This is a genomic window from Deinococcus humi, from assembly GCF_014201875.1.
Classification (GTDB): domain Bacteria; phylum Deinococcota; class Deinococci; order Deinococcales; family Deinococcaceae; genus Deinococcus; species Deinococcus humi.
In genome coordinates, this window is sequence record NZ_JACHFL010000002.1 from 195,627 (window position 1) to 220,289 (window position 24,663).

Below are 24,663 nucleotides of genomic sequence, written 5' to 3' on the forward strand. Positions count from 1 at the left end.
CCGGAACCTGCCAATGACTGAATCCCCTGCCATGCCGCTGCCCACCACCCCGCCTCCTTTGCCGCTGGACCGCATGATCTACGCAGACCTCTGCACGGACCACTATCCCTGGACCGAGATCATGGTGGACCTTGAGGCCCGCCAGGCTGCGGGATTTAGCGGTGTACTGGACGCTGTTCAGGGCGAGCGCTGGGCACGCTTCGTGTGGGCGCGCGGGCAGTGTCTGGGCGGCTTTACCAGCGGCGGGCAGGCGGTGGGCTGGGCCCAGGCCCACGGCGGCCTGCCGCGCGCTCGCGTGCGTCTAGGCGAGTGTTCTCCCCCAGTCAGCGCGGTGATCTGGACCAGCCGCGCGGCGCGGGCGGGCCAACTCCCGGGGCGCTGGCCGGAGACGCACCTGATCCTGAAGCACGAACAGTTCTACGGCCTGCTGGTCTCGGAGGAACTGTGCAGCGTGTGGGAATCGGGGCAGGTGCTGGCCGGGCACCTGCCAGACAGCGGGGCATTGTGCGTAGCTTATTCGCCCAATACACCGGAAAACCGCGAGCGCCTGCTGCGGTTCTGGCGCGATCTGCTGGCGGCGGTGCACAACAACGTCGCGCTGGATGAGGTCTGGCAGCAGACCTGCGTGCGCCTGAGCGCCGAGTATCCCTGTCTAGACCCGTTCGTGCGCGACGTCACCCTGCGCGGCGGCGTTCTGAACGTCGATCCTGGCGTGGCGGTCGGTGAATTCCGTCCGGCCTTGCAGACGGCCCTGCGCACCGTCCTGCTGGGCCTGGGCGTTGGCCTGGACAACCTGGCGCTGGGCGATCTACCCAACCGTCCGGAATGGGCCGCCGCCGGCCTGGGCGGCCCGGTGGCAGGGGCCGCGCCGCTGCGCCGTCCGGTGGGCCGATGAACGGGCTGGTGTGGCCGGAGGGACTGAGGGCTGAGATGGCCCTGCCCTTCGCGCTGTGGCGGACGCTAGACCTGATCGATGGCAAGCGCGGCGCCGCAGATGTGGCGCGTCTGGCTGGCCTGAGCGCTCCCGAACTGCGCCGTCAGCTGCGCGAGGCCGAGCAGTGGGTGGAGCGTGCCCAGGACCATCAGCGCCCGGTAACGGACGAGGCGACCCGGACGATTACTGCCTGTCTGCTTCAGGTTGTCGGTCCGGTGGCCGAGCTGATGGTTGACGAGACGCTGGAAGATCTGGGCGGGGCAGCCACCCTAAACGCGCTGCTGGCTGGCCTGGCCGCCGAGCTGACCCCGGAGCAGATGGGCCGCTTTGCCCAGCACCTGCGCGCACGGGGCCTGGCATGAGCATGGAGATTGGCACAGGTACGGGTGCTGGCACGAATACCGGGCGGGACGTGGGGCCGTGCCAGCGCCATGAACAGCGGCGGCACGCTGGAGTTCAGGGCAGCGAACGAGGGGAAGGGGGAAGACCATGAAATACACCGTGACCATCCAGCAGCCCGTTCAGGAAGAGCGGCGGCGCGGCCTGGAACAACAACTTACCGAGCGGTTCAACCTCAGCGCCGAACAGGCCGCGCGGCTGGCGAGCCGGCGGACCGGGCGCCTGATGAAACCCACCAGCCGCAGCCGCGCCGAACTGTTGCTTGACGTGTTCCAGCTGATGGGCGCGGCAGTGGCCCTGGAGGAAGTGCCCGAAGAAACCCGCATGATGCAGGAACCGTTCCAGGGCGTGGCCCCGTCTGCCAGCGCGTCTCCCTTCGGGCGTAGCGAGCCGCAGGACGAGGCGTTCCTCGCCCCGTTGCTGCCTGCCCCCGCCTGGCCCGGCACGCCGGAGGCGAGCACCGATCACGCCATACCCGCTCCTTTTACTTCTGATCCCCTGTCCGTCACTGCCTTCGGGGCGGCCCCTGGCGCCTTTTCAGGTGGCGGGGCGGTTGTTGCCATCCCCACGGCCGCCGTGCCAGCCGTGGCGCCTGGTGATCCGTTTGCCAGCCCGTCGACTGACGTCTGGTCCGACTTCACCGGTTCGCTGACCCTGACCGACGCTGTGTCTGCTGAGACAGTCAGCAGCGGGGCAGATCAGCCGGTGCCCACGGCGGTGGTGCCGGTGGTTATTCCGGCAGTGGCCGCAGAGGCTGGCCCCAGCACGCCGCGTCGCAGCCTGACGCGTCTGCTCACGCTCAATACCATGGCCCCGCTGGCGCTGTCGAGCGTCGTTGCTCTGGGCCTGCTGGCTGTGACCTTGCCCGCCGTGCAGCGTCAGGTCGCGCAAGCTCAGGCCCAGACGCTGGCCGTTGCCGTGGCAGCCGGCATGGGCAGCTCAGCGCAGCTGAGTGTCCAGCAAGTCAACGCCCAGCTTGGCGCGGTGGTTGCTGCGCCGGGCGTGGCATTCGTGCGTGCGGAGTTGCCCAGCGGGCAGACCACATTGCGCGCCCAGGACGCCGGCGTGGGCCAGCAGACGAAGGAACTGTTGGCCTGGCTGGGCAGCCATCCAAGCGGGGGCACCCTGAAACTGGGTGGCAGCCAGTATGTGGTTGCCCAGGCCGTCTTCCGTAAAACCGCTGCTGGAAAAATAGAGGTGGTTCCAGCAGGGGCGGCCGCGGAGGCCGGAGCGCTGCGCCGGGTGGCGGTAGGTGTACCGGGGCGTCAGGCTGGAGCTGTTCTGAACACGGCTCTACTGCTGGTGCTGCTCGCCGCCGTGCTGGGCCTGTTCCTGGCCTCCTTGCTCACCCGGCGCTCAGCCCGGCAGATCACCGATCCCATCGACCGTCTAGTCAAGGCGGCAGACGCCATCAGCATGGGCGATCTGTCGCGTCCGGTGCACTCTGATCACAACGACGAAATCGGCGATCTGGCCCAGGCCCTGGAGCGCATGCGCCAGAGTCTGGAGGCCGCCATGGACCGCTTGCGCCGCCGCCGTAAGGGCTAAGACCGAGACAGAACTCCTGACCGTCTCCTCTAGGCCTTCTTGCTTCCCCACTACGGTGCGTGAGGCGGGAAGGCCCTCCTCGTCAGCTCACGCCCAGGACGAAAAGCGCGGCCACGCCGTTCAAATGCCTGCGGGCTCGGCAGTAGCGGACGCGTGTGCCCGTGAGGTCACCTGTGCCTTCCCACCCGCCTACGGCCCTTCAGAATAGATCCGACTGGGGTAGTAATACTTTTGCAGGGCCAGTTTGCCCAGCGCCACCAGCGGCACGGCCAGCAGCGCGCCCACGAAGCCCAGCAGCGACACGCCCACCAGAATGGCGACCAGGACCGTGATTGGGTGCAGATCGGTGGTACGGCTCAGGATGTACGGGCTGAGAAAATTGCCCTCGATCTGGTTGGCGATGATGAATACGGCAATTACCAGAATGACGGTCAGCAGCACGTTGGGCATGGTCAGGGCCAGCAGGATGGCGGGCGTGGCCCCGATGATCGGCCCCAGATACGGCACGATGTTGAAGGCCCCGGCGATAAAGCCGATGGCGGCGGCGCTGGGCACGCCGATCAGGGTCAGCCCCAGCCACACGAACACGCCGATAAACAGCGCGATCAATAATTGTCCGCGGACATAGCCCCCCACCGCCGTGCCAAGCAGACCGCTGATCTCCAGGGCGCGTGGCTGCCACGGGCGCGGGAAGATGCCCAGCAGCGTGGCATTGACCCGGCTGTAATCGGCCATCAGGTAGATGCTGAGCAGCAAGATCAGCACGACCTGTCCAACCACGCCGCCGATCTGAACAACACTGTTGAACAGCGTGCCGGTGGAATTCAGGGCGTTCCTCAGCAGGGGCACCAGATTGTCGCCGATGTTCTGAACGTAGCCCTGTGCCGCCGTGATGATCTGCTCGCGGGCGTTGGTCAGGCCGCCCACACCCCGTTCGGTCAGCCAGGCTGTCATGCGGTCCAGAATGTCTCCCAGCGTGCCGATCTGTTCTGGCAGCTTGTTGAACAGCATGATCAGCTGCCCCGAGACCGTGACCAGCAGCAGACCCACCAGGGCGAACAACCCGAAAAACAGCAGCACCACGAAGAACACGCCCAGCCCGCGCTTGACCCGCCCGCGCTGCAGCCAGTTGAGCAATGGATTGGCCAGGTAGGCGATCAGGAACGCCACCAGAAAATCCACGATCACGGTATGGATTTCTCCGGCCAGCCGGTACGCCAGATAGCCCACCAGCAGGAAGACGGCGGCCCGCACCCAGGGGTTGCGCCACAGGAACTGGAAAGCGTTCGGACCTGGGGCCTGGGGCGGTGAGCCGACAGGCCTGGCCGGAGCGCCGGTCACTGTGGGGGGGGGCGTGTCCTGGACCGATACGCGCGTCGTCAGGACCGACGGCTCGCTTCCGGGCCGACGGGGGTCTGGCCGGGCCGGGCCGGAGGGATCAGGGGGAAGTCCATTGGCATTCACTGCCGCTTACTGTACGTCACCGGATCGTGGGTGCACGTCGCTGATCCCTCCGGCACAGGTGTTGCCTCTTTCACGGCTGCAGCCGGACTTTTCCTGTGGCGCCACTCGCCATGAACGCTGGGCCGTGTGTCTGCTCTCTCTACAAGTTGCATGGTGCCTCTCCTCATCCCAGCGGCGCGCACAGGCGGCAAGCTGGGAAACGGCCATGCCCGCTCTCGGCGATCCCCCCAACTACAGCACGCCCAGGACACTCGGGCTGGCGCTGACCAGCATTCTTGGCTCGCTGGCGCACTTTACCCTGGGGGCGCTGGACTACGAACACGTCAGCCGCTATCTGGGCCTTGCCGTGATGCTGCTGGCGGGCTTGCTGCTGGTCTACGGCATTCTGACCCTGATCCGTTACGCGGAGGCGGTTACTTCCATGCAGGATCCGCACGCGCGCACACCCATGTACAACACACCTCATGAGGATCTGACCTATCGCGTGGGTGTCGGCCTCAATGCCCTGGCGGCAGGTTCGGCGCTGGCCTGGGCTATTGGTGGCGAGCTGCCGCTATGGCATCTGGCAGCGGGCGTTTTAAATATGTATTCAGTGTATCTGGCGTGGTTGACCCGTCCGGTGGGGGAGGGCTGAGGGTTCATGACCTTGGTCAGACAGAGCCATCGCGACGGCTGAACGGTCTCCGTTTCCTTCACGCCAGCCCCTATCACGTTCCGGTGCAGGTGCGTCGCTTAAAATGAAGACATTATGAAGTCTGTCACCCGGACCCGCTCTGCTCTCCGTGCGGCCTTCTGTTTGCCTTGGGCAGGAGTCTGTTGCTCATGACTGAGGACGGCGCAACGGGCGCGCTGCCTGAGTTCCGCTCCGACGCGGCGGAGAACGTTGACGATCTGACCGGACTGCCGATGCGGCAGGCTTTTTTTCAGCAGCTTGAGGCATTGTGCGCGCGGGGCCGGGGCAGCTTGCTGTTGTGCGATCTGGACTATCTCAAGCTGCTCAACGACACCCTGGGGCACCCGGCGGGAGACGCGGCGCTCACGGACGTGGCCGGCTCCCTGCGGGACCGACTTCACCCCGGCTGGCAGGCCTACCGGCTGGGTGGGGACGAGTTCGCGGTGCTGGCCCCGGTGGACGCGGCCCGATTGGGGGGGTGGGCCACAGCGGCGATGGCTGCGCTGGCTGCCCGGCCCGGCCACCCTTTACGGCTCAGCGGCGGTCTGGCTGGGGTCACGCCTGAGAGCACGCCTCAGTGCCTGCTGGCCGGCGCGGACCGGCGGCTGTACGCGGCCAAACGGCGGGGACGGGGCCGCCTGGTGGACGATGATGAAGACTCTGCCCAGACGGGCCAACACCACCGACTGTTGGAGCGTGATGAGGCGCTGGGGCAGCTGACCACATACTTGCAGGCTGCGCTGAGCGATTCGCACGATGCGGCGGCGGTGGAGGTTCGCAGCGGCCCCGGCGGTGGCCTCAGTGCCTTTCTCCAGGTGGCCGACCGGGCTGCCCAGCTGCTGGGCTACCGGACGCTGCACATACAGGGCAACCGCAGTCGCCGGCTCAGGCAGTACGGCGCATGGTCGACGGCCACCCTTGATGGCCACCCGGTGAACGGTCCTGCGGCGAGCAGTTTGGGCCCCGCTGACCTGGCCGTCGGCGAGGACAAGCCGTGGCAGCTGCCGGAGACGCTGCCCCCTTCGGATCGGCCGCTGGCGCTGCTGCTGGACCGGGCCGAAGATTTTGATCCCCATACCCTGGAGGCCATCGGGCCGCTGCGGGCGGCTGCCCGGATTTGCGTGCTGGGCCGCGTCTTACCGCCCCGTGGGCCGCTCGCCACGGCCGGTGATGACCCGGTCTGCCCGGCCATTGAACTGCGGCCGCTGTCGGAGGGCGCGGTGGGGATGGTGGGTGGGCTGCTGTGCGGCGCGCCGCTGGCCGGGCCAGTGCAGACCTGGCTGGCCCACCGCTCCAGGGGTGTGCCCGCCGAGATCGGGCGCTGGCTGGGCGCGCTCCTGCTGGAAGCCCGGCTGCGCCACGAGGACCCGCTGCGGCTGGTCGAGGGGGAGTTGGAGCGGGCTGGATTGGACCGCGCTTCTCTAGCACGCGCTGGGGCGGGGGACACCGAATCAGACGGTGCCGCAGCAGAGGGCGACTGGCAGTGGAGTGCGGCGCGTCACCTGACCCGGCCCCCTTCTTATAACCGCCCCTACCTGTGGGGCCACTGCGGGCTGTTCCAGAAGGCGGCGTATGCCCTGCAGCGTGGCGCAGTCGTCGTGCTGACGGGACCAGCCGGAAGGGGCCGTACCCGGCTGGCAGAGCAGCTGCTGATGGAAGCAGGCCGAGACGTTCCAGGTGGGGCGTGGGCAGTCTCCCTGGCTGGAATAGGCCGCACCGAGGAACTGCTGAGCCGGCTGGCCCAGACCCTGCTGGGGCAACCGGCGGACCTGGGCGGTCTGGAAAGTGTGGGGCGAGTGCTGGCCCGGCAACCCGTCCTGCTATTGCTGGACGATCTGCCCCCGGGCGTGGGCAGCGCCGCCCTGGAGCGCCTGCTCAGTTTCGCGCCCGATACCCGTGTGATCGTCACTGCGCCGCATCCACTGGGCCTGCGCGGTGAGCAGGTGCTGGCGCTGCCACTGCTGGAGCCGGAAGTGGTGCGCGGGGCGCTGCACGCATGTGCCCCCACACTGGCAGTGGGTCTGGTGGGACGCGGAGCCGAGTGGGTCCGGGGAGACCCAGCACGCCTGCAGGACGCATTGCGGCTCCTGACCATCGACCCGTCCGGCGGGCTGCTTGAGGGCCTGCTCTCCCGCCCGGCGCCGCGCTCCGGGTGGGCGGGTGGCTTGCCACTGGGTGCGGTGGAACGTAACGCCCTTGCGGCCCTGAGGCTGTTCGGCGACCTGTTCAGTCTGCCGTGGGCGCAGTCGGTCACCGGGGCCTCGCCATTGATGTTGGCGGGCCTGTCTCAACACGGGTATCTGGTGTCCGTGGGACAGGGGCTGTACCGTCTGGCCGGAGGGCTGGACCAGAACGTGTGGGACACGGATCACCCGGACGCCGCCCCTCTATCGCCTGCGATGCGGCCGGCTCGCCGCCGTGCGCTCACGGCGCTGGACCGCGCCCTGACCCGGCTTGGCCCAGTTCAACACTGCGAGTGGCTGACGCAGCTGGACACGGTCTATGTCCCGCTGCGCTCGCTGCTGACCGGCCTGCTGCGGCGCGGCGTCCCGGAGACTGGCCCGGAGCCTGCGCTGGTAAACGCCGTGGTCGCCCTGAACGCCTACCGGATCTCGCGCACCTATTTTCTGGACGCCCGCGCCGATCTGGAACTGGTGTTGCGGTCCACTGTCCATGCCCCGGCGCCTTCAGAACCGCGTTCCGCACGCTTGGCTCCCAGCCAGCTGGCCGAGGTGCGGCTGGCCCTGGCGCGGGTGCTGCAGCATCTGGGCGAGTATGCACGGGCCAGCGAACTGACGGCGGCGGTCCAGGACGATCTGCGCCTCGCCGCCCGGCAGCACGCGGGAGCACTGCTGGTCCGGGGACGCATCCTGCACCGCCGGAGCGAGTATGCGGCGGCACTGGAGGCCTACGGTCAGGCAGAGGTCCTGCTGAAGCGCAGCCGCGTTGCCCGCCGCGCCCCGGAATTGCTAGCCCTGGCGCTGGGCGGTCAGGCCCGCAGCCTGATCTATCTGGACCGGCTGCCGCAGGCCCGCAGCCTGAACACCCGTGGGCTGGCGATGCTGGGGATGACCCACGGGCCGCTGACTCGCGCGCTGCTGCTGAACACCGCTGCCCTGATTGATATGGAAGACCGCCGGCTGGAGGCGGCTGAGGCTGGCCTGCGCTCGGCCCTGCGCCTGCACGAGGAGCACGGTGACCGTGAGGGCCAAATTCTCAACCGCATGGGCCTGACCTGGGTGCGGCTGCTGCGCCGCGAGGGCGAGGACAGTGTCCGGCTGGGCCGGGAGCTGCTGCGAGAGGCACAGGATGCGGCCCAGGTCTGGGAAATCGCCAATATTCTGTTGAATCTGGGCCACGCCGAACACCTGTGTGGACGCGTGGAGATGGCCCGCGCCCACTATCTGGAAGCCGGCGAACTCGTCGACGATCACGACGCGCCCTCGCTGCACGCCGAACTGCTGGGCGGCTTGGCCGCCTGCGCCCACGCTCAGGGTGACCATGCCGAGGCTCGTAGACTGCTGTCACGGGCGCTGGGTCATCCGGGGGCCAACGCCGAGGTACGGCGCTTCTTCGCCCCGTTGCAGTCGGTGCTGGAACAGGATCACCCGCCGGCTCGGAACGGTGGAGTTGCCCTGGACAGTGTGGTGGTGTGAGCTGAGGGCCGGATCAGATAAAGCCCTGGCGAAGTCCCGGTGAAGGCCCACTTAACCCCCCATCACGCCGCATGTCCGGACAGGGGTGAAAGTGGAGGTATGACCCAGAACAGCGACAGCCAGCAGTATAAAGTCAGCCGCAGTGAAACCAGACACGGCCAGGACGGCCAGCACCATCTGGTAGCCGGCCAGGACAGTAGTATGCGCCTGTGGCACAACGAGCAGCCCAGTGATACCGCCGACAAGCAGCCCCACGCCAACGATTACGAGACTTTGGGCTACGTGATCAGTGGCAGTGTGGAACTGAAGCTGGACGGCCAGACCCTGATGCTGAGCGAGGGCGACAGCTACTGTGTACCCAGAGGGGTGTCGCACACTTACCGCGTCACAGAAACCTTAACTGCGGTGGAGGTCACGACGCCGGGCCAGGGGAGCTGACGCTCCGCCAGCAGGAAAGAAGAGTGGGGCCACATTCACGCAAAGGTGAATGTGGCCCCGCCTGAATCAGGAGTTGAGCGCTTCCCGCAGCCAGCTCTGGAATTCAGGCAGGGCGCGGTCGTATTGCAGCGCAATGATCTCGGGGACCTCGTAGGGATGCAGGGATTTGATGCGGGCTTCCAGTTCCGGGTACTTCTCGCCGCTGGTCTTGATCAGCAGCATGCTCTCGGGGTCCTCGGCCACGTCGCCCTGCCAGCGGTAAACGCTCTGGATGCCGGGCAGAATGTTGACGCAGCCCGCCAGATGCTCGGCGACCAGCGTGCGGGCCATGTCATGTGCCCGTTCGGGGGGGAGGGTAACCAACACGACGAGGGACATAGGGGCCCAGAATACCGCCTGGGTCAATGTGAGGACCGTGATGTCCGCCAGAGCCGGGAATTGAGGTTCGGCGGCAGAGTGTAAAAGTCTTGCCAAGCTGACCACTCGTGTAGAGGGGGAGCGCGGTGTTAAGCTCCATTCATGCGGACAATTGTCCTGGTCGCCGGTCTGGTTCTGCTCTTGATTTTTGCCGTGCTGAACTTCGGCTCGCTGATGGCACTGCAACCCATGAATCTGGGCTTTATCCAGTACGTCACTGCGCCCATCGGGCTGATCATGCTGCTCACGGCCGTCTTCGCCGCCCTATTGTTCTACTTCTGGGCGGGCATCAGTAACCTGCGCGCCCAGGCCGACACGGCCAAACTGCTACGCGATATGGAGACGTTGCGCGTTAGCCTGGACAGCCAGGAGGGCAGCCGTTTCGCCGAGCTGCGCAGCCACCTCGATTCCCGCCTGAACGCCTTGGGCACGGGCGAGACGGGAGCCGAACTGCGGGCGGTCCACAGCCGGATCGACGAGCTTCAGCGTGATCTGAATCTGCAACTGGCACAGCTTGACGACTACCTGAAGACCAGACTGGGTGAAGTCCCGGCCAGCCGCACCACAGCGGGCGAAATTCGGCTCGACAAGAAGCCTTGATCCATCCGGTTTCAGGACACCTCGCTGCAGGCCTGCCCAGCGTCCACGGTGTTTGCTGGACCCGGTGTATTTGTTCTGGGGCCGCGCCGCTAGAATGCGCCAGTAAAGATGGACCCCTGGAGGACTGAACCGCATGGCGCTTGACCGATTTTTCCGCCGCCGCCGCCCACAGCAACAGTCGGGCGCGGACGTGCCAGAGCTCTGGACCCAATGCCCTCAGTGCAAGGAGAGCATTTACAACCGCGATCTGATGGCCGCTTCCTACGTTTGCCCCAAGTGCGGCCACCACCTGCGATTGAACGCCGCGCAGCGCGTGGACGTGTTGCTTGATGAGGGTAGCTTCTCGCAGCTGTCGGGCAGTGTTCAGCCCGTTGATGCGCTGAATTTCCACGACACCGAGGCGTACACGGACCGCCTGAAACGCGCGCAGGCCAAGACCGGACGGCCCGACGCGATCCTGACTGGCAGCGGGACCATCCTGAACCTGCCGGTGACGCTGGCAGTCATGGACTTTGCCTTCAGCGGCGGCAGCATGGGCAGTGTGGTGGGTGAGGAAATCGCCCGCGCCGCCGAGCACGCCGCCGAGCGCGGCACGCCGCTGGTGATCGTGACCGCCAGCGGCGGGGCCAGAATGCAGGAGAGTGCACTGTCGCTGATGCAGATGGCGAAAACCACGGTGGCCCTGGAAACCCTAGCCGAGGCCGGTCAGCCTTACGTGAGCATCCTGTCAGACCCCACCACCGGGGGCGTGACCGCCAGTTTTGCCACCATCGCCGACGTGATCGTGGCCGAGCCGGGGGCGCTGATCGGCTTTGCCGGGCCGCGCGTGATCCAGCAGACCATCCGCCAGCATCTGCCCGAGGGCTTTCAGCGTGCTGAGTTTCTGCTGGATCACGGCATGGTGGACGCTGTGGTGGACCGCCGCGAACAGCGCCCCTACCTGGCGAACCTACTGGGGATCCTGACCCGCCAGGGGGCGAGTGCATGACCAGCAGTCCCCCCGAGGCCCTGCGCGAACTCGAACAGCGGGTGCGCGATCTGGAGGCCACCGCCGAGCGCACTGGACAGAACCTGGACGCCTCTATTTCTCCGCTGAAAGTGGAAGTGCAGCGCCTGCGTGAGGCGGGTGGCCCGCCCAGCCGCTGGGAACGGGTGGGGCTGGCCCGCGCTCCTGGCAGGCCCACCGCGCTGGATTACGTGGACCGGTTGTGTACCGGCTTTACTGAACTGCATGGGGACCGCCGCTTCGGTGACGATCCGGCACTCATCGGTGGCCCGGCGCGCTGGATGGGTGTTCCAGTGATGCTGTTGCTGCAGCAGAAGGGACGCGACACCAAGTCCAAGATCAAGCGCCGTTTCGGCAGCGCCAACCCGGAGGGCTACCGCAAGGCCATGCGCCTGATGGATCTGGCCGAGAAATTTGGCCTGCCGGTGGTGGCCCTGGTGGACACGCAGGGCGCGTATCCGGGCCTGGAGGCCGAGGAACGCGGTCAGGGCTGGGCCATCGCCGAGAGCATCCGCCGGATGCTGAACCTGCGCGTGCCGGTGGTGTGCGCCGTGATCGGCGAGGGCGGCAGCGGCGGCGCGCTGGCCGTGGGCGTCGGCAACCGCGTGCTGATTCAGGAGAACGCGTGGTACAGCGTGATCTCCCCGGAAGGCGCGGCCAGCATCATCTGGAAGGACGCCAGCAAAGCCCCGCTGGCCGCCGAAGCGTTGAAACTCTCTGCTCCCGATCTGCTGGAACTGGGCATCGTGGAAGAGGTCATACCTGAACCGAAGGGCGGCGCGCACCTGAATATGGATGAGGCCGCCGCTGCCGTGGGTGAGGCTGTGGCGCGCCACCTGGCCGAACTGATGGCCCAGTCCCCTCAGGAACTGAAGAGGAGCCGGGCGGCGCGCTTCCGGGCGCTGGGGGCCTTTACCGAAACCTAGGAACGGTTCCCGGCAACTGCCCCTCTCCCCATCGGAGAGGGCTTTTTTGAGCGTTCCCCTCTTTACTCGGGCATCAGTGTGAACACGGCCACTTCCGGCTGGCACAGGTTGCGCAGCGGCACGCCACTGAGGCCCAGGCCCCGGCTGACGTAGGCGGGCGTGCCGTGCGCGCCAGTGACCCAGCCCATTGCGTAGCGCTGCCCGTACTTGCTGGGTACCACTGGCGCGCCGAGCAGCGGCAGACGAATCTGCCCGCCGTGGGTGTGTCCACACAGCACTATGCCTATACCTGCGGGCAGTTCAGGCAGTAGATCCGGGTTGTGACTGACCAGCAGCGTCCCTCCCTGGGTGGGCGTTCCGGCGAGGGCCGCCGGCAGGTCCACCTGTCCCTCCCACAGGTCGTCCACCCCGGCCAGATACAGGTCATCGCGCACCCTGCGCCCCTCGTTTCTCAGGATGGTCACGCCCGCCTCCCCGTAGGCAGCGCGCAGGTTCTCGCGGACCTGTGGCCAGTCGGGCCGGGCCGGGCCGTAGTGCGGGCTGTAATACTTGCCGAAACTGCCGTAATCGTGATTGCCCCACACGCCATACACGCCCAGTGGAGCTTTCAGCCGCTTCAGTTCAGTCAACAGGCCAGTGGGCGTCTCGTCGGCACGGTAATCCATCTGGTCGCCCCCCAGCACGATCAGGTCCGCGTCCAGTGCATTGGTGGCGTTCACCCAGGTTCGTACGCTGCCCCCGTAGATGAACAGCCCGAAATGCAAATCGGTGAGAAAGGCCACCCGCACAGGCCGAGTCAGCCCTGGCAGCGGGCGCGTGTGGCGCGTCACGTCGAAGAGGTACGCCTGAGCGGCGCCCATGCCCCCCAGCGCCCCGAGGCCCAGACCGACGCTCGTCAGCCCGCGCAGCACCCGGCGGCGGGTCAAGTTGGGGCCACGCAGGCGGGAGGCAGACATGGCATGCAGCCTACCCCCCTGCTGGGGGCAAATCGTCCTCCGAAGGGTGCAGGTCAGGGAACTGTCGGAACGGGAACGCTAGACTGGCCCGGATGAGCGTGAACGCCGAAGAACTGCTGGTGATCGATGTGCTGGACGAGGACGCGGGCCTGGCCGACGTGGAGGATACGCGGGGCCGCATCTTTCAGCTGCCTGCCGAGTGGCTCCCTGATGCCGCCGACGGTGCAGCGTACCGGGTCAGTGTGACAGACGGCGCTGTGACCTTCGTGATTGCCCCGGAAGGCGCGCGGCTCCTGCGCGAACGCAGCAAGCAGACGCTGCTGGAATTTTCGGATGAGCCGGAGGGGGAACAGCCATGACCCGTCAGGTGGTGGTGATTCCGGACCTGCACGGGAGGCCGGACCTGCTGGACGCCACGCTGGAGACGTACCCGGACGCGTATTTTGTGAGCCTGGGCGACGCCATCGACCGGGGGCCGCGCTCCATGAAGGTGATCGAAAAGCTGCTGGCCCTGAAGAAGGAAGGCCGCGCCACGCTGCTGATGGGCAACCATGAACTGATGGCCGCCTCTGGGCTGCGCTGGTACCGGCAGTACCTGGGCACCCACGACATGGGCGATTACCGCCGCGCCATCGAGGGCTTCCGCTCGTGGATGCGGGCCGGGGGCGAGACCGTCCGCAGCGAACTGGGCGGTCTGACGCTCGAACAGTTCCCGCCGCTGCTCGAGGAATACCTACAGGACCTGGGCCGGGTGGTCTACGTCACCGGGGACGGCGCGGTCCACGACGAGGCTCCAGCCCAGCCCAGCGTGCTGATCGCCCACGCCTCGCCTCCCGTGCGCCACCAGCAGTACCCCGATCCCCTGACGGCGGCGTTGTGGCTGCGTCCCTTCGAGGGGCCGTTCGCCCTGCCCGAGGGTGTGGTGTACAGCATCCACGGGCACACCCCCGTCCCGGTGCCCGCGCGGCTGGGCCGACACCTGTACATCGACATGGGGGCCTATGAGACCGGCAGGCTGGCCCTGGCCGAGATCCGGGGCAGTGGCCTGCCGAGCATCACCGTGCTGTGCGGGCGCGGCAAGCCCAGCCTGGGCAGCAAGTACCCGCGCTTCGGTGAACCGGTACCTGTGCGGGCCGTCGATCTACCAGGTGCACCCCCACGCTGAGGCGTCGTCGCGAGAGCCAGCGAACTGACAGAACATGACGGCGAACCAATTCCAGGGTTCGCCGTCTGCCATTCCACGGTGCTGGGGGTCAGCCCTCCTCGTACTCCAGGTAGGTGTAGCCCAGCAGCTCCTCGCCGTAGTCGTCAAGCAGTTCGTTTTCCTGCTCGTTGGTGAGGATGCCGCCCTTGATGGCCGCGTCAGCCTGGTCCTCGATGGCGTCGCGCAGCATGGGCTCTTCGTAGCCCATTGACTCAATCATGCGCCTGGCTTTCTGGCCGCGCACAAACAGGTCAATGTGGAACTTGCCCCCTGGCTTGACGGTCACGTGCGCCTCGCTGACCTTGCCGAACAGGTTGTGGGCACTGCCGAGCACGTCCTGATACGCGCCCATCAGGAAAGTGCCCAGGTAGTACGGACGGTCCCCCGGCTCGTGCAGCAGCAACGTGGATTTCACGTCGCGCAGATCGATGAACTTGTCGATCTTGCCGTCGCTGTCACAGGTGATGTCCACGATGGTGGCCTGACGCGTCGGCTGCTCGTTCAGGCGGTCCAGGGGCACGATGGGAAATAGCGCCTGGATGGCCCAGTTGTCCGGCAGGCTCTGGAAAAGGCTGAAGTTGCAGATGAACTTGTCGGCCAGCACCTTCTGTAGGTCTTCCAGCTCGTCCGGCACGTATTTCTCGTTCTGGATCAACTTGGCGATGCGGCGCAGGATGGCGTTGAACAGCGCCTCGCCACGCGCCCGGTCTGCTAGGGTCACGTAACCCAGATCGAACAGGTTGTGCAGCGTCTGCTTGTCGCCCACCGCGTCGTTGTAGGACTCCCGGTAGTTGCGCAGCGTGATGTTGCCCAGGATGTCTTCCATGTCTTTGACGATCTGGTGGCTGCCCTCATCGGCGGGGGCCAGGTCCTCGAGGTCACGGGTGGGTCCGGTCACGTCCACCACAGGCATGATCAGTACGGCGTGGTGGGCGGTCAGGGCACGGCCCGACTCGCTGATGATCACGGGCTCGGGCACCTCGCGCGCCTTGCATACCTCTTGCACGGTGTACACGATGTCGGCGGCGTACTCGCGCACGGTGTAGTTCATGGAGGCGTAGAAGGTGGTCTTGGACCCGTCGTAATCCACGCCCAGGCCACCGCCGACGTTCAGGTACTTGAGCTGCGCGCCCGCCGCGATCATGCCCGCGTAGGTCTGGGTGGCCTCGCGCACCGCCACCTTGACCCGCCGGATGTCGGTGATCTGCGAGCCGATGTGGGTGTGCAGCATCACCAGACTGTCGAGCATGTCCTCTTCTTTCAGGCGTTCCACCACGCGCAGCAGCTCGTAGGCATTCAGGCCGAATTTGGCCTGATCGCCGCCGGATTCCTCCCACTGCCCCGAACCGCGTGCGTGCAGCTTGAAGCGCACGCCGATGGCGGGCCTGACGCCCAGGGCGCGGGCCTGCTTGAGAATCCGGTCCAGCTCGCTGAACTTCTCGATGGTGATAACCACATTCTTGCCGAGGGTCCGGCCCCACAGCGCCAGCTTGATAAAGCCGTCATCTTTGAAGCCGTTGCAACACAACAGCGCGTCCGGGTGCATCCGCTGGGCCAGGCACAGCGCCAACTCGGCCTTGCTGCCCGCCTCCAGGCCATGGGCGTAGTCGTATCCGGCAGCGGCCACCGATTCCACCACCACGCGGCGCTGGTTGACCTTGATGGGAAACACGCCCTGGTAATGGTTGCCGTAGCCGTACTCGCTGATGGCGTTCTGGAAAGCCTCGTTCAGGTGCCGGACGCGCCCGGCGATCACCTGGGGGAAACGCAGAATCACGGGCAGGCTCTCGCCGCGCTCCACAATCTCGTCGACAATCGCACGCAGCGGCGCATGCAGGCCAGGACCCGGGGTCACTTCCATCTCGCCCTTCTCGGAGACGCGGAACCAGCCGCCGCTCCAATTGGGCACCTGATACAGCTCGGCGGCGTCGGTGGTGCTAAAGGCAGTCGTATTCAGGGGGGATTTTGTGGCAGTCACGTTCGGGCGTCCTCCTCCGGAGCTGGGGATAGGCTCGCCGTGCGCGGGGTTCGGAGCAGTGGAAGGGCGGATATTTGCTCACGGACGCCGTGCGAAACCGGGGCGCATGATAGGGCAAAGCGCGGGCCAAGAGTGTCAGGAAGTTCGGTTTATGTAGGCTGCCGTCTGGGACAGAACCTTAAGCGCTGCACTCAGGGTCAATTACATTGGGGTCGGGTCACGCCACTCAGCGGAAAAAGCCGTTCAGGCGAGGGTGTAGTCCTGGTCAGGTGCAGCCGACACCTCTCCAGAGTCGCGCTAAGTGCGTACTGTGGTAAGCGCACGTGCGCCGGCAAACTTTAGTTGGCAGCCTCACCGAACGCCAACCCGAACGGGGTGTCCTAGAATCCTGGCCTCGATCTCAGCACGGAGGAGATGCAGGTCAGTGGGTCCGTCGGTGAAAAACCTCGGCCTTCTTCCCGAGGAACCTCGCAACATGTGCATCTCTCGTGTAGCACAAAAAAAGCCCCCACCTGTTCGGGGGGTGCTTCTCTTTTCTGGCGGTCCGGACGGGATTTGAACCCGCGACCTTCTGCGTGACAGGCAGATATGCTAACCGCTACACTACCGGACCTTGCTGGCGGACCAGCGGACAGAAGGTTAAGGGCCAGGGCCGGAGAAGTCAAGCCCGGAGGATTCAAGTTGGGCCCCTCCTGGGGCTAGTCTGGGCGGCATGACACAGACCGAGACACAGGCGGCCAGAGTGGTCTTCACGCGCGGTGACGTGGACGAGAGCGTTCATGCCGTTCATCTGGTGGTGGTGGGCGGGGACGGAACAACGTTCGCCAGCTGCGGTGACCCCGAACTCGTCACCTTCCCGCGCAGCAGCAGCAAGCCGGTGCAGGCACTGCCCCTGGCGCTGGCTGCCCCCGAACTGCCGTCTGATGAGCTTGCTATCTCCTGCGCCAGCCACTCCGGAACGCCGGAGCATCTGACGGTGGTCCTGCGTCTGCTGGAACGTTCAGGGAGCACGGTGGACGATCTGCGCTGCGGCACGCACCCGCCCTTCGACGCGGCGGTGGCGGCGGAACTCATTCGCAGGGGTGAGGCCCCGACGCCGCTCCACCACAACTGCTCGGGCAAGCATGCCGGGATGCTGCTGTCCTGCGCGCTGAACGGCTGGCCGAAGGAAGGCTATACCGAACACGGCCACCCCTTGCAACTTCGCATCCGTGAGCTGCACGCCGAACTGGGGGGGGTAAATCTGGAACAGGTGGAAGCCGGCACCGACGGCTGCAGCGTCCCAGCCTTTGCGCTGCCGCTGAGCGCCGCCGCGCGCATCTTCGTGGGGCTGGCGCGGCCTGCGGGCGAGTATGTACAGGCGCTGGAGCGCATCTTCGCGGCCATGACCGTCCATCCGGTGCTGGTGGCGGGGCCGGGGCGGCTGGACACCACCCTGATGCCGCTGGTGCCCGGTCTGGTGACCAAGATGGGAGCCGAGGCGTTCTACGGCATGGGGCTGCGCCACAGCCCCCACGGGCCGCTGGGCATGGCCTTCAAGATCATGGACGGCGGCGAGCGGGCGCGGGCGCACGTGGCCCTGGCGGTGCTGGAGGCGCTGGGTATCCCGTTGACGCCAGAGCTGCGCGCCCTGGCCCCCGCCACCCTGCACAACTGGGCCGGGCGCGAGGTGGGCGGGGTCAGGGTTGAGCTGCCACTGGCCTTTAGCTAGGACGCCCGGAGCTGCTGCGCCATTCAGCCTATGCGTTCCTGACGCAACTGCTCCAGACTGAGGCGTGACCCTCACCGACGTGACCGTGACAGCCTTTGAACCACTGACCGCCCTGCCTGAACAGCGGCTGGCCATAGGGCAACTCAGGGCCGATGTTTTCGCCTTCGCGTATCCAGCCGAGCCGCCGCTCAGCGCTGAGAAGGAGTCGTTGGAACTGACCCAGCGGATGCCCAATGACCGCACCGAGCATGTCGTGGTGTGGGACGGCGGGCGCGCTGTGGCGTGGGGCAGCCTGAATTACGACACCGAACAGAACACCCATCTGGCCCACGCCCGGCTGATCGTTCACCCCGAAAGTCGCCGTGAGGGGCTGGGCCGCGCCCTGGCCGCCTCCCTGGAAGGGGTGGCCCGCCGTGAAGCGCGGCGCACGGTCCTGTTCATGACCTCTGACCGTCAGTCTGGTGGAGAGCCCTTTGCGCGGCTGCTGGGGGCAGAGGCAGCCCTGTCCACGCGTCAGAGCCGCCTTGAACTGGCGGCGGTGGACGGGGAACTGGTTCAGGACTGGCTGCGCAGACCGGCGAATGATCCCTATCTCCTGCACACCTGGGCTGGCCCCATTCCTGGTGAATATCTGGAGCGCATGGCCGACATGATGATGGTCATGAACACGGCCCCGAAAGGCGAGTTGGAGATGGACGACTGGCGCGTGACCCCCGAAATGATCCGGGCCTGGGAGGCACACGCGGTGGAGAGCGGCGAGCATCATCCGCTGATGGCCGTGGAGGACACCCGCAGTGGAGAAGTGGTGGGGTATACCGACGTGCTCTGGAGACCTGAACGCGCCTCCATCGTCTACCAGGGTGCGACGGCGGTGCGTCCCTCGGCACGCGGTCAGGGGCTGGGCAAATGGCTCAAGGCCGCCATGCTGGATTACGTCGCGCAGCACTGCCCGGATGCGCGGGTGATCCAGACCAACAATGCCGAGGAGAACGCTGCCATGCTGGGGATCAACGTGGCGCTGGGCTTCAAGCCCTGGGTGGCGATCACCGAATGGCAGCTCCGCTTGAAGTGAGCGGAAACGGGAGGCGCAGTCCGTAACGACTGCGCCTCCCCTGATCAATTCGCGCTCAGACCCTCGCGATGTCCTTGCGCTGCTGGCCCAGCCGAACCCTGAACCCCCGGATCTCGTAGCCCTTGACCGTCTCGTTGGTGCTGACCGTGGGGGGTGTCACGATTTCCACGTCGTTCCAGATCAGCAGACGGCGCAGGAAAACGTCGCTCTCGCGGATCCCCAGGAAGGCGCCGGGGCAGCGGTGGTGGCCGTCGCCGAACGCCAGCACCGGGGCCTGCACCCCACGCGGCAGTGGCCGCATCGGACACAGGGCGTTGGCCGGGGCGCCCACCACCTCGGGATCAGTGTTGGCCCCGGTGATGTGCAGGGCCATAACGCTGCCCGCCGGAACGGTCTGCCCGTCCAGCGTCAATTCTTGCGTGGCGCGGCGGTACAGCGTACGGACCACCGGCTCCAGCCGCAGGATCTCGTGCAGGATGGCGTGGCGTTCCTTCTCGGTGCCGTGGACGTAATCGGCGCGCAGGTCGGGGTGCTGCAACAGGTGCCACGCGGCGGCGCTGATGAATTCGCGGGTGGTGACCATGCCGGCCGTGGCGTAGGTCAGACATTCGGTGACGATCTCGGTGTCGCTGTAGTCGCGGTCCAGCAGGTGACTGATCAGGTCGTCGCGCCGTTTGTGTCGGCGGGCGACGATGGCGGGTTTCACATCCAGCAGGAAGAAGGACGCCACGTTCGTCTGCAGCAGGGTCTGGCGGCCCTTGCTCATGTTCTGCGCGGCCCCCGGCTGACTGTCCAGGCCGTGTTCAACGAAGCTCATGACCCGTTTCTCCAGGCCTGGCAACACACTGCTGGTCAGCCCCACCACCTGCGCGGCCACCTCCACGGCCAGCACCAGGCTCAGGTCGTCCAGATTGGCCTCACCGTCACGCGCCAGTCTGGCGATCAGCCTGTCGGCCAGGCTGGCGATCATGGGCTGGTAGCCCGCCACCGACGCCGGGGTGAAGTACTTGGCGGTCTGGCGGCGCATGTCGTGGTGGTGGTCTCCCTCCGCGAACAGCACTGGCAGGTTGGTCAGTGAAGTTCCCCGGCTGCCAGCAGATTCGGACATGAATCCGGCCTGGACAACGGCGTCCTGTTTCAACACCTCGCGGGCCAGATCGAAGCGGTGAATGTGGTACAGGCCCTCCTCGTCGCGCGTCAGGGCAGGCAGCGCCGCCACGTCCCTGGCCTCATGTGTCAGCGGCTCGCCGTAACCGAAGGGGCAGCCGGAGGCAGGTTGCGGGATCTTGCGTTCAGAGTATTCAGTCATGGGGTTGGCTCCTGTCGGGGTGGGGCAAGGTTGCGGTCTGCTGCCGCGCGACGTGGGCCACGCCCTGCAGGGTCTGGATCAGGCTGAGCTGTCGTGCGGGTCCCAGATGCGCCAGGGGTGGGCCGGTCAGGGTACGGATGGTCTGCAGGGCTGCGGCCCAGCGCTCACAGCCCAGCGGAGTGATCTGAATGATCACGCCGCGTCCGTCCCCCCCAGGAGACCCTGTGCGACGCTCACGGGTCACGGCGCCCTGCGCGTCCAGCGCCGCCAGAACCCGGCTGATTTCGTAGCGTGGGACGCCCAGTTCGCGGGCCAGATCGGCGGGCTGCTGCGGCCGCTCCTGCAGGTAGGACAGTGCGATAAAGCCCCGCAGATCCAGCCCGTGTTGGGCGCTCAGACGGGCCTCGCCCACAGTGGTCAGAGCCTGCCAGATATCCCACATCGCCGTCAGGAACTGCAGTTCCGAACTGTTGAGTTCATCGTCGGCACGTGGAGAGGGGGGCGGCAAGCTCACCCCGCCATGATGCCCATCACCTCAAATGATTGCAAACTGCAATCAACACAATTGGGCGCGTTGGGTGCGATAGTAAAGGCTGGGTGAGGGCCGCCGGTTGATGATGGGCTGTTACGTCACCCGCTCCAGCCAGTGGGCGTAGACCCGCAACTCCTCGGCGTGGAGCAGATGAGGCGGACTGTCCAGAGTGAGGCCCAGCGCATCGGCCAGCGTGTTCTCGCGGATGACGGCCTCGGCGCGCCGCAGGGGCCAGGCGTGGTGCTTAATGCGGCCCCGGTACACTTGCCCATGCGCGTCGGCGCTGTACAGATTCAGGCGGTTGGTCAGCCAGTCCTCCAGGCCCCCAGGGGGCGCGGCAATGGGGGCGCCGATGGGCCGATAGGCGGCGGCAAAGCGGGCGGGCGGCTCGCCCCGATGGGTGCGCAGGCTGGCGTAACGCGTGACGCCCTGCTGGCGCGAGACCCACATCCACGCGTCGAAGTACGGCAGATGGAAGAACCGCCGCGCCAGCCTCACGGCCAGTGGTTGGGCGGCGTCCAGGCTGTAGAACCACACCCCGCTCTCGCCGCCCGCCTCCACATAGGTCCGCAGGTTCAGTTCGGGGAAATGGCTCAGACCCGGCACGCCCGGCACCAGGCGCGGGGCCACGTCCGACATGCGGAAGGGCACGACGCCGAGGTACGCCTTGCCCCCGTAAGTCTGGAGGGTCACACCGCGCGGCAGGGTGCGGGCAAGGGCGTCCGCGTCCACAGTCCAGTGCATGAAGCAGAGGTCATGCCAGGCCATCCTCAGAATCCAGGAGCTTGCGGTGGGCGACATGGTCCAGAGGCTAGCGCGGGGGTGGCTGGTGGATTTCTTCAAAGCTTGCCGTCCACAGCGATTAAGGTCTGAGCATGGATGGTGGGGCAGCCTTCTTTGAGTCTCTACCGTCCATGCTCAGACCCGTAAGTTGTCCTACAGCATGGGGCCAGTCGGAATCCAGCCTCGATCCGACCTCAAACTCCGGACATGACTGGGTTTTCTCAGCGTGCCCTGAACGCCTCCAGCAAACTGGGTTCGTTCTGGGTGATAAAGGAGCGCGTCAGGATGTTCATGCTGTCCTGGCCTGTCGGCAGGATCAGGACGTCTTCCAGGCGAGTCCCCTTCGCGGGCCGCCAGCCCTGGCCCTGTGGGGTGTCCACCTGCGCCGCCCCGTCCCCTGCCAGAGCCTGCGCCGTGAACTGCGCGCCGCTCAGATTCAGGAACCACGCCAGGGGCCGGGCATCGCTGTCGTATTGCAGGACGATCTTCTGGACGGGCAGCGGCGGCTTCGTGGTCCACGTGGTGCGGCGCAGCCCGCCAGGGATGCGTTCTTTCAGGTCGGCCTGCGCGTCGTACGAACCGGTGGCGGTAAATAGCACTTTCGACACCAGATCCTCGGCCCCGCCCCCTACCTGACCGGCCCTGCGGCAAGCCCCTAGCGAACACAACATCAGGGCGGCCAGCAGGGTGGGAGCGGGGTTGAGCCTCATCGCTCCAGACCATACGCCCATGGTGAACGGAACGTCCAGACGAATATCCTAGGCGCTGTGGGTGTTCATCACGTCGCTCTGGTGCTGACCGGCCTCCTGCTGGCCGCGCTGAGCCTGCTGGGGCTGTCCCTGCAAGTGGGCTGGCGCAGGGACGCGGCACGCTGGCCGCATCACGCGCTGTTCTTCATCGTGTGTGCGGGCGTGTTGATCTGCGGGGCGCTGGCCTTTGCCGTGGGCCAGCGCTGGTGGGCGCTGCTGCCCGCGCTGGCGCTGCTGCTGCTGATGCCGCGCACCCGTCCGGGCCGCGCGGGCCACTGGCGGCTGGCACTGGTCTGCGCGTTTGCCTACGCCGTGGGAGCGTGGGCGGCGTGGTGAGGTGTCGCGTCGGCGCCGTCAGGTGGGGCAGAGGTCTTTGCCTGGGCTGGTAGCCTGCCCCCATGATCTCTTCGTCCTCTTCTGCCCCGCCGCCCCCGGTGATCGAGGGCATGCTGCGGCGGCGCACCACCAACGGCCCCTTTCGCCCCGATCCGGTCAGCCGTGAACACCAGCATCTGCTGATGCGCGTGGCGCAGGCCGCGCCCAGTCACTTCAACTCCCAGCCGTGGCGCTTCGTGCTGATCGAGAACCCCCAGACCATCGCCCGGGTGGCCGAACTGGCGGGCCAGAGCATGACCGAATTGATCGAGGCCGGGCTGTTCTTCGAGCGTTACCGCCGCTATTTCCGCTTCTCGCAGGCGGAGATGGAGGAAAAGCGCGACGGCATCCACATCGATCACCTGCCGGGGCCTCTCAAACCCTTTACCCGTCAGGTGTTCAGCGACGCGGGCCTCAAGATGATGCGCCAGCTGGGCGTCCCCAGAAAACTGGGCGAGGACAACCGCAAGCTGGTGGCCGGCAGCCCGCTGCTACTGGCCGCGCTGCTGGACAAGACCGAATACCGTCCTGGCGAGCTTTCGGGGTTTTACAGCGTGTTCGGGCTGGGCGCGGCCATTGAGAACATCTGGAACGCCGTGGGTTCGCTGGACATGGGCATCCAGTTCGTCAGCACACCCGCCGAGATTCCGCGCCACTGGCAGGCAGTCAAGGAGTTGCTGGCCGTGCCGGACGATCTGGAATTGATGGCCCTGTACCGTCTGGGGTATCTGCCCCAGGAGCACAGTCGCCCCACCATTGACTGGAGCAGCCGCCACCGCAAACGCCTGGAGCAGTTCGTGTCCCGCGAAAGCTGTGCGGTGCCAGAGGTGGAAACGGCCTGAACCCTTCAAACCGGTCCGGACCAATTCTCTGGACATGCTCAACCCGGCCCTATCCCTGCTGACCTCAAGAGGCGCAGACTCCCGAACGGAGGAATCACCCATGACCGACAAATCAACCACCACCGAACAACCCAGCGCGGCCAACAGCGGCACTTTCCAGATCGGCGGTGACCTGAGCGTCAATCGCCTGGGCTTTGGCGCCATGCGGATCACCGGCGACGGCATCTGGGGCGATCCCGCCGACCCCGAGGGCGCGATGGAGACCCTGCGGCACCTGCCCGAACTGGGCGTGAACCTGATCGATACCGCCGACAGCTACGGCCCTGCGGTCAGCGAGGAACTGATCCGCGAGGCGCTGCATCCCTATGACACGGTGGTCATCGCCACCAAGGCCGGGCTGACCCGCACCGGCCCCAACGTCTGGACGCCGGTGGGCCGCCCGGAGTACCTCAAGCAGCAGGCATACATCTCGCGCCGCCGCCTGGGCGTGGACCGGATTGACCTGTGGCAGCTGCACCGCATTGACCCCAACGTGCCGCGTGACGAGCAGTTTGGGGCCATCCGCGAGCTGATGGACGAGGGCGTCATTCGCCACGCTGGACTCTCGGAAGTGAGTGTGGAGGAAATCGAGGCCGCCCGCGAGGTCTTTCCGGTGTCCACCGTCCAGAACCTCTACAACCTTGTCAACCGCAAATCCGAGGACGTGCTGGACTACTGCGAGCGCGAGAACATCGGCTTTCTGCCGTGGTTCCCGCTGGCGGCGGGCAATCTTGCCAAGGAAGGCAGCGTGCTGGACGAGGTGGCCAGGCGCTTGAACGCGACGCCCTCGCAGGTGGCGCTGGCCTGGGTGCTGAAGCGCAGCCCCGTCATGCTGCCCATTCCCGGCACCGGCAAGCTGCGCCACCTGGAGGAAAACGTGGCCGCGGCCAGCCTGACCCTGACCGACGAGGATTTCAGGAAGCTCGACGAGGTGGGGCAGGCCGAGTGGGAGAAGAACCAGAAGTAGGGGCGAGCCCGGCGCATAAGGTCAGAGCGTGGTGTGGGTCAGCTTCCACGTTTTGCTCACCCATAGACACTTCCCCCTGACCTTT

Annotated in this window: 24 protein-coding genes and 1 tRNA gene; 16 read left to right on the plus strand and 9 right to left on the minus strand. The window is 66.5% G+C overall.

From position 1 onward, the window contains the following. The first annotated feature begins 13 nt into the window (after nucleotides 1-13). The 3 genes from HNQ08_RS04525 to HNQ08_RS04535 all read left to right on the plus strand — a co-directional run bounded on the left by HNQ08_RS04525 (nucleotide 14) and on the right by HNQ08_RS04535 (nucleotide 2,881). Nucleotides 14-895: a hypothetical protein gene (locus HNQ08_RS04525; protein ID WP_229789739.1), complete on the plus strand. Its 882-nt coding sequence runs from the start codon at nucleotides 14-16 to the stop codon at nucleotides 893-895. Further along, a complete protein-coding gene (locus HNQ08_RS04530; RefSeq protein WP_184127910.1) occupies nucleotides 892-1,296 on the plus strand; it encodes a DUF8082 domain-containing protein in 405 nt (134 codons plus the stop codon). Before HNQ08_RS04525 ends, HNQ08_RS04530 begins: the two co-directional genes overlap by 4 nt. 127 nt (nucleotides 1,297-1,423) lie before the next feature. Then, nucleotides 1,424-2,881 carry a HAMP domain-containing protein gene (locus HNQ08_RS04535; RefSeq protein WP_184127911.1) on the plus strand — a complete coding sequence of 486 codons (1,458 nt, stop codon included), beginning with the start codon at nucleotides 1,424-1,426 and terminating at the stop codon, nucleotides 2,879-2,881. Between the two features lie 189 nt (nucleotides 2,882-3,070). Here HNQ08_RS04535 and HNQ08_RS04540 read toward each other — a convergent pair whose 3' ends face one another. Then, a complete protein-coding gene (locus tag HNQ08_RS04540) occupies nucleotides 3,071-4,222 on the minus strand; it encodes an AI-2E family transporter (RefSeq protein WP_184128904.1) in 1,152 nt (383 codons plus the stop codon). Between the two features lie 328 nt (nucleotides 4,223-4,550). Here HNQ08_RS04540 and HNQ08_RS04545 point away from each other — a divergent pair, with 328 nt between their 5' ends. The 3 genes from HNQ08_RS04545 to HNQ08_RS04555 all read left to right on the plus strand — a co-directional run bounded on the left by HNQ08_RS04545 (nucleotide 4,551) and on the right by HNQ08_RS04555 (nucleotide 9,112). Beyond that, nucleotides 4,551-4,979: a hypothetical protein gene (locus HNQ08_RS04545; RefSeq protein ID WP_184127912.1), complete on the plus strand. Its 429-nt coding sequence runs from the start codon at nucleotides 4,551-4,553 to the stop codon at nucleotides 4,977-4,979. Between the two features lie 188 nt (nucleotides 4,980-5,167). Next, nucleotides 5,168-8,674, plus strand: coding sequence for a diguanylate cyclase domain-containing protein (locus HNQ08_RS04550; protein WP_184127913.1), 3,507 nt, complete (start codon nucleotides 5,168-5,170; stop codon nucleotides 8,672-8,674). A 99-nt stretch (nucleotides 8,675-8,773) separates the two neighbouring features. After that, nucleotides 8,774-9,112: a cupin domain-containing protein gene (locus tag HNQ08_RS04555; protein WP_184127914.1), complete on the plus strand. Its 339-nt coding sequence runs from the start codon at nucleotides 8,774-8,776 to the stop codon at nucleotides 9,110-9,112. 66 nt (nucleotides 9,113-9,178) lie between these two features. On the opposite strand, the gene cutA is transcribed toward HNQ08_RS04555, so the two are convergent. Next, on the minus strand, nucleotides 9,179-9,490 hold the full coding sequence (gene cutA / locus HNQ08_RS04560) for a divalent-cation tolerance protein CutA (protein WP_184127915.1): 312 nt from the start codon (nucleotides 9,488-9,490) through the stop codon (nucleotides 9,179-9,181). A gap of 141 nt (nucleotides 9,491-9,631) precedes the next feature. Between cutA and HNQ08_RS04565 the strand changes: the two genes are divergently transcribed. The 3 genes from HNQ08_RS04565 (at nucleotide 9,632) to HNQ08_RS04575 (ending at nucleotide 12,061) form a co-directional block, all read left to right on the plus strand. Next, entirely contained in the window at nucleotides 9,632-10,129 is a 498-nt protein-coding gene (locus HNQ08_RS04565; protein WP_184127916.1) for a LapA family protein, read from the plus strand. A 133-nt stretch (nucleotides 10,130-10,262) separates the two neighbouring features. Beyond that, the gene (gene accD, locus HNQ08_RS04570; protein WP_184127917.1) at nucleotides 10,263-11,117 is read left to right on the plus strand and encodes an acetyl-CoA carboxylase, carboxyltransferase subunit beta; all 855 of its coding nucleotides are present in this window, start codon (nucleotides 10,263-10,265) and stop codon (nucleotides 11,115-11,117) included. After that, nucleotides 11,114-12,061 carry an acetyl-CoA carboxylase carboxyltransferase subunit alpha gene (locus HNQ08_RS04575; protein ID WP_184127918.1) on the plus strand — a complete coding sequence of 316 codons (948 nt, stop codon included), beginning with the start codon at nucleotides 11,114-11,116 and terminating at the stop codon, nucleotides 12,059-12,061. Before accD ends, HNQ08_RS04575 begins: the two co-directional genes overlap by 4 nt. Nucleotides 12,062-12,123: 62 nt before the next feature. Here HNQ08_RS04575 and HNQ08_RS04580 read toward each other — a convergent pair whose 3' ends face one another. Further along, complete coding sequence (locus HNQ08_RS04580; RefSeq protein WP_184127919.1) at nucleotides 12,124-13,017, minus strand: metallophosphoesterase; 894 nt, start codon at nucleotides 13,015-13,017, stop codon at nucleotides 12,124-12,126. 92 nt (nucleotides 13,018-13,109) lie between these two features. On the opposite strand from HNQ08_RS04580, the gene HNQ08_RS04585 reads away from it, so the two are divergent. Together HNQ08_RS04585 and HNQ08_RS04590 are read left to right on the plus strand one after the other, a co-directional pair. Then, nucleotides 13,110-13,376, plus strand: coding sequence for a hypothetical protein (locus HNQ08_RS04585; protein WP_184127920.1), 267 nt, complete (start codon nucleotides 13,110-13,112; stop codon nucleotides 13,374-13,376). Beyond that, nucleotides 13,373-14,182: a metallophosphoesterase gene (locus HNQ08_RS04590; protein ID WP_184127921.1), complete on the plus strand. Its 810-nt coding sequence runs from the start codon at nucleotides 13,373-13,375 to the stop codon at nucleotides 14,180-14,182. The genes HNQ08_RS04585 and HNQ08_RS04590 overlap by 4 nt, the downstream gene beginning before the upstream one ends. An 88-nt stretch (nucleotides 14,183-14,270) precedes the next feature. On the opposite strand, the gene speA is transcribed toward HNQ08_RS04590, so the two are convergent. Together speA and HNQ08_RS04600 are read right to left on the minus strand one after the other, a co-directional pair. Beyond that, nucleotides 14,271-16,199: a biosynthetic arginine decarboxylase gene (gene speA, locus HNQ08_RS04595; RefSeq protein WP_425321333.1), complete on the minus strand. Its 1,929-nt coding sequence runs from the start codon at nucleotides 16,197-16,199 to the stop codon at nucleotides 14,271-14,273. Nucleotides 16,200-16,736: 537 nt separating this feature from the next. After that, nucleotides 16,737-16,812 (minus strand) — tRNA-Asp (locus HNQ08_RS04600). Nucleotides 16,813-16,911: 99 nt separating this feature from the next. Between HNQ08_RS04600 and HNQ08_RS04605 the strand changes: the two genes are divergently transcribed. Both HNQ08_RS04605 and HNQ08_RS04610 read left to right on the plus strand, forming a co-directional pair. Next, nucleotides 16,912-17,910: an asparaginase gene (locus HNQ08_RS04605; RefSeq protein ID WP_184127922.1), complete on the plus strand. Its 999-nt coding sequence runs from the start codon at nucleotides 16,912-16,914 to the stop codon at nucleotides 17,908-17,910. Nucleotides 17,911-17,974: 64 nt separating this feature from the next. Then, nucleotides 17,975-18,982, plus strand: coding sequence for a GNAT family N-acetyltransferase (locus HNQ08_RS04610; protein WP_184127923.1), 1,008 nt, complete (start codon nucleotides 17,975-17,977; stop codon nucleotides 18,980-18,982). A gap of 55 nt (nucleotides 18,983-19,037) precedes the next feature. Here the strand turns inward: HNQ08_RS04610 and HNQ08_RS04615 are convergent, their stop codons facing one another. From HNQ08_RS04615 to HNQ08_RS04630, 4 genes are all read right to left on the minus strand, one after another. Then, a complete protein-coding gene (locus HNQ08_RS04615; protein WP_184127924.1) occupies nucleotides 19,038-20,291 on the minus strand; it encodes a cytochrome P450 in 1,254 nt (417 codons plus the stop codon). Further along, entirely contained in the window at nucleotides 20,284-20,805 is a 522-nt protein-coding gene (locus HNQ08_RS04620) for a MarR family transcriptional regulator (protein ID WP_184127925.1), read from the minus strand. The genes HNQ08_RS04615 and HNQ08_RS04620 overlap by 8 nt, the downstream gene beginning before the upstream one ends. Before the next feature lie 111 nt (nucleotides 20,806-20,916). Continuing rightward, nucleotides 20,917-21,624 carry a YqjF family protein gene (locus HNQ08_RS04625; protein WP_229789738.1) on the minus strand — a complete coding sequence of 236 codons (708 nt, stop codon included), beginning with the start codon at nucleotides 21,622-21,624 and terminating at the stop codon, nucleotides 20,917-20,919. Nucleotides 21,625-21,827: 203 nt separating this feature from the next. Next, nucleotides 21,828-22,316: a hypothetical protein gene (locus HNQ08_RS04630; RefSeq protein WP_184127926.1), complete on the minus strand. Its 489-nt coding sequence runs from the start codon at nucleotides 22,314-22,316 to the stop codon at nucleotides 21,828-21,830. A gap of 57 nt (nucleotides 22,317-22,373) precedes the next feature. On the opposite strand from HNQ08_RS04630, the gene HNQ08_RS04635 reads away from it, so the two are divergent. From HNQ08_RS04635 to HNQ08_RS04645, 3 genes are all read left to right on the plus strand, one after another. Then, a complete protein-coding gene (locus HNQ08_RS04635; RefSeq protein WP_184127927.1) occupies nucleotides 22,374-22,691 on the plus strand; it encodes a hypothetical protein in 318 nt (105 codons plus the stop codon). 62 nt (nucleotides 22,692-22,753) lie between these two features. Further along, nucleotides 22,754-23,572, plus strand: coding sequence for a nitroreductase family protein (locus tag HNQ08_RS04640; RefSeq protein WP_184127928.1), 819 nt, complete (start codon nucleotides 22,754-22,756; stop codon nucleotides 23,570-23,572). 100 nt (nucleotides 23,573-23,672) lie between these two features. Continuing rightward, nucleotides 23,673-24,578, plus strand: a complete 906-nt coding sequence (locus HNQ08_RS04645; protein ID WP_184127929.1) for an aldo/keto reductase — start codon at nucleotides 23,673-23,675, stop codon at nucleotides 24,576-24,578. Nucleotides 24,579-24,663: the final 85 nt, after the last annotated feature.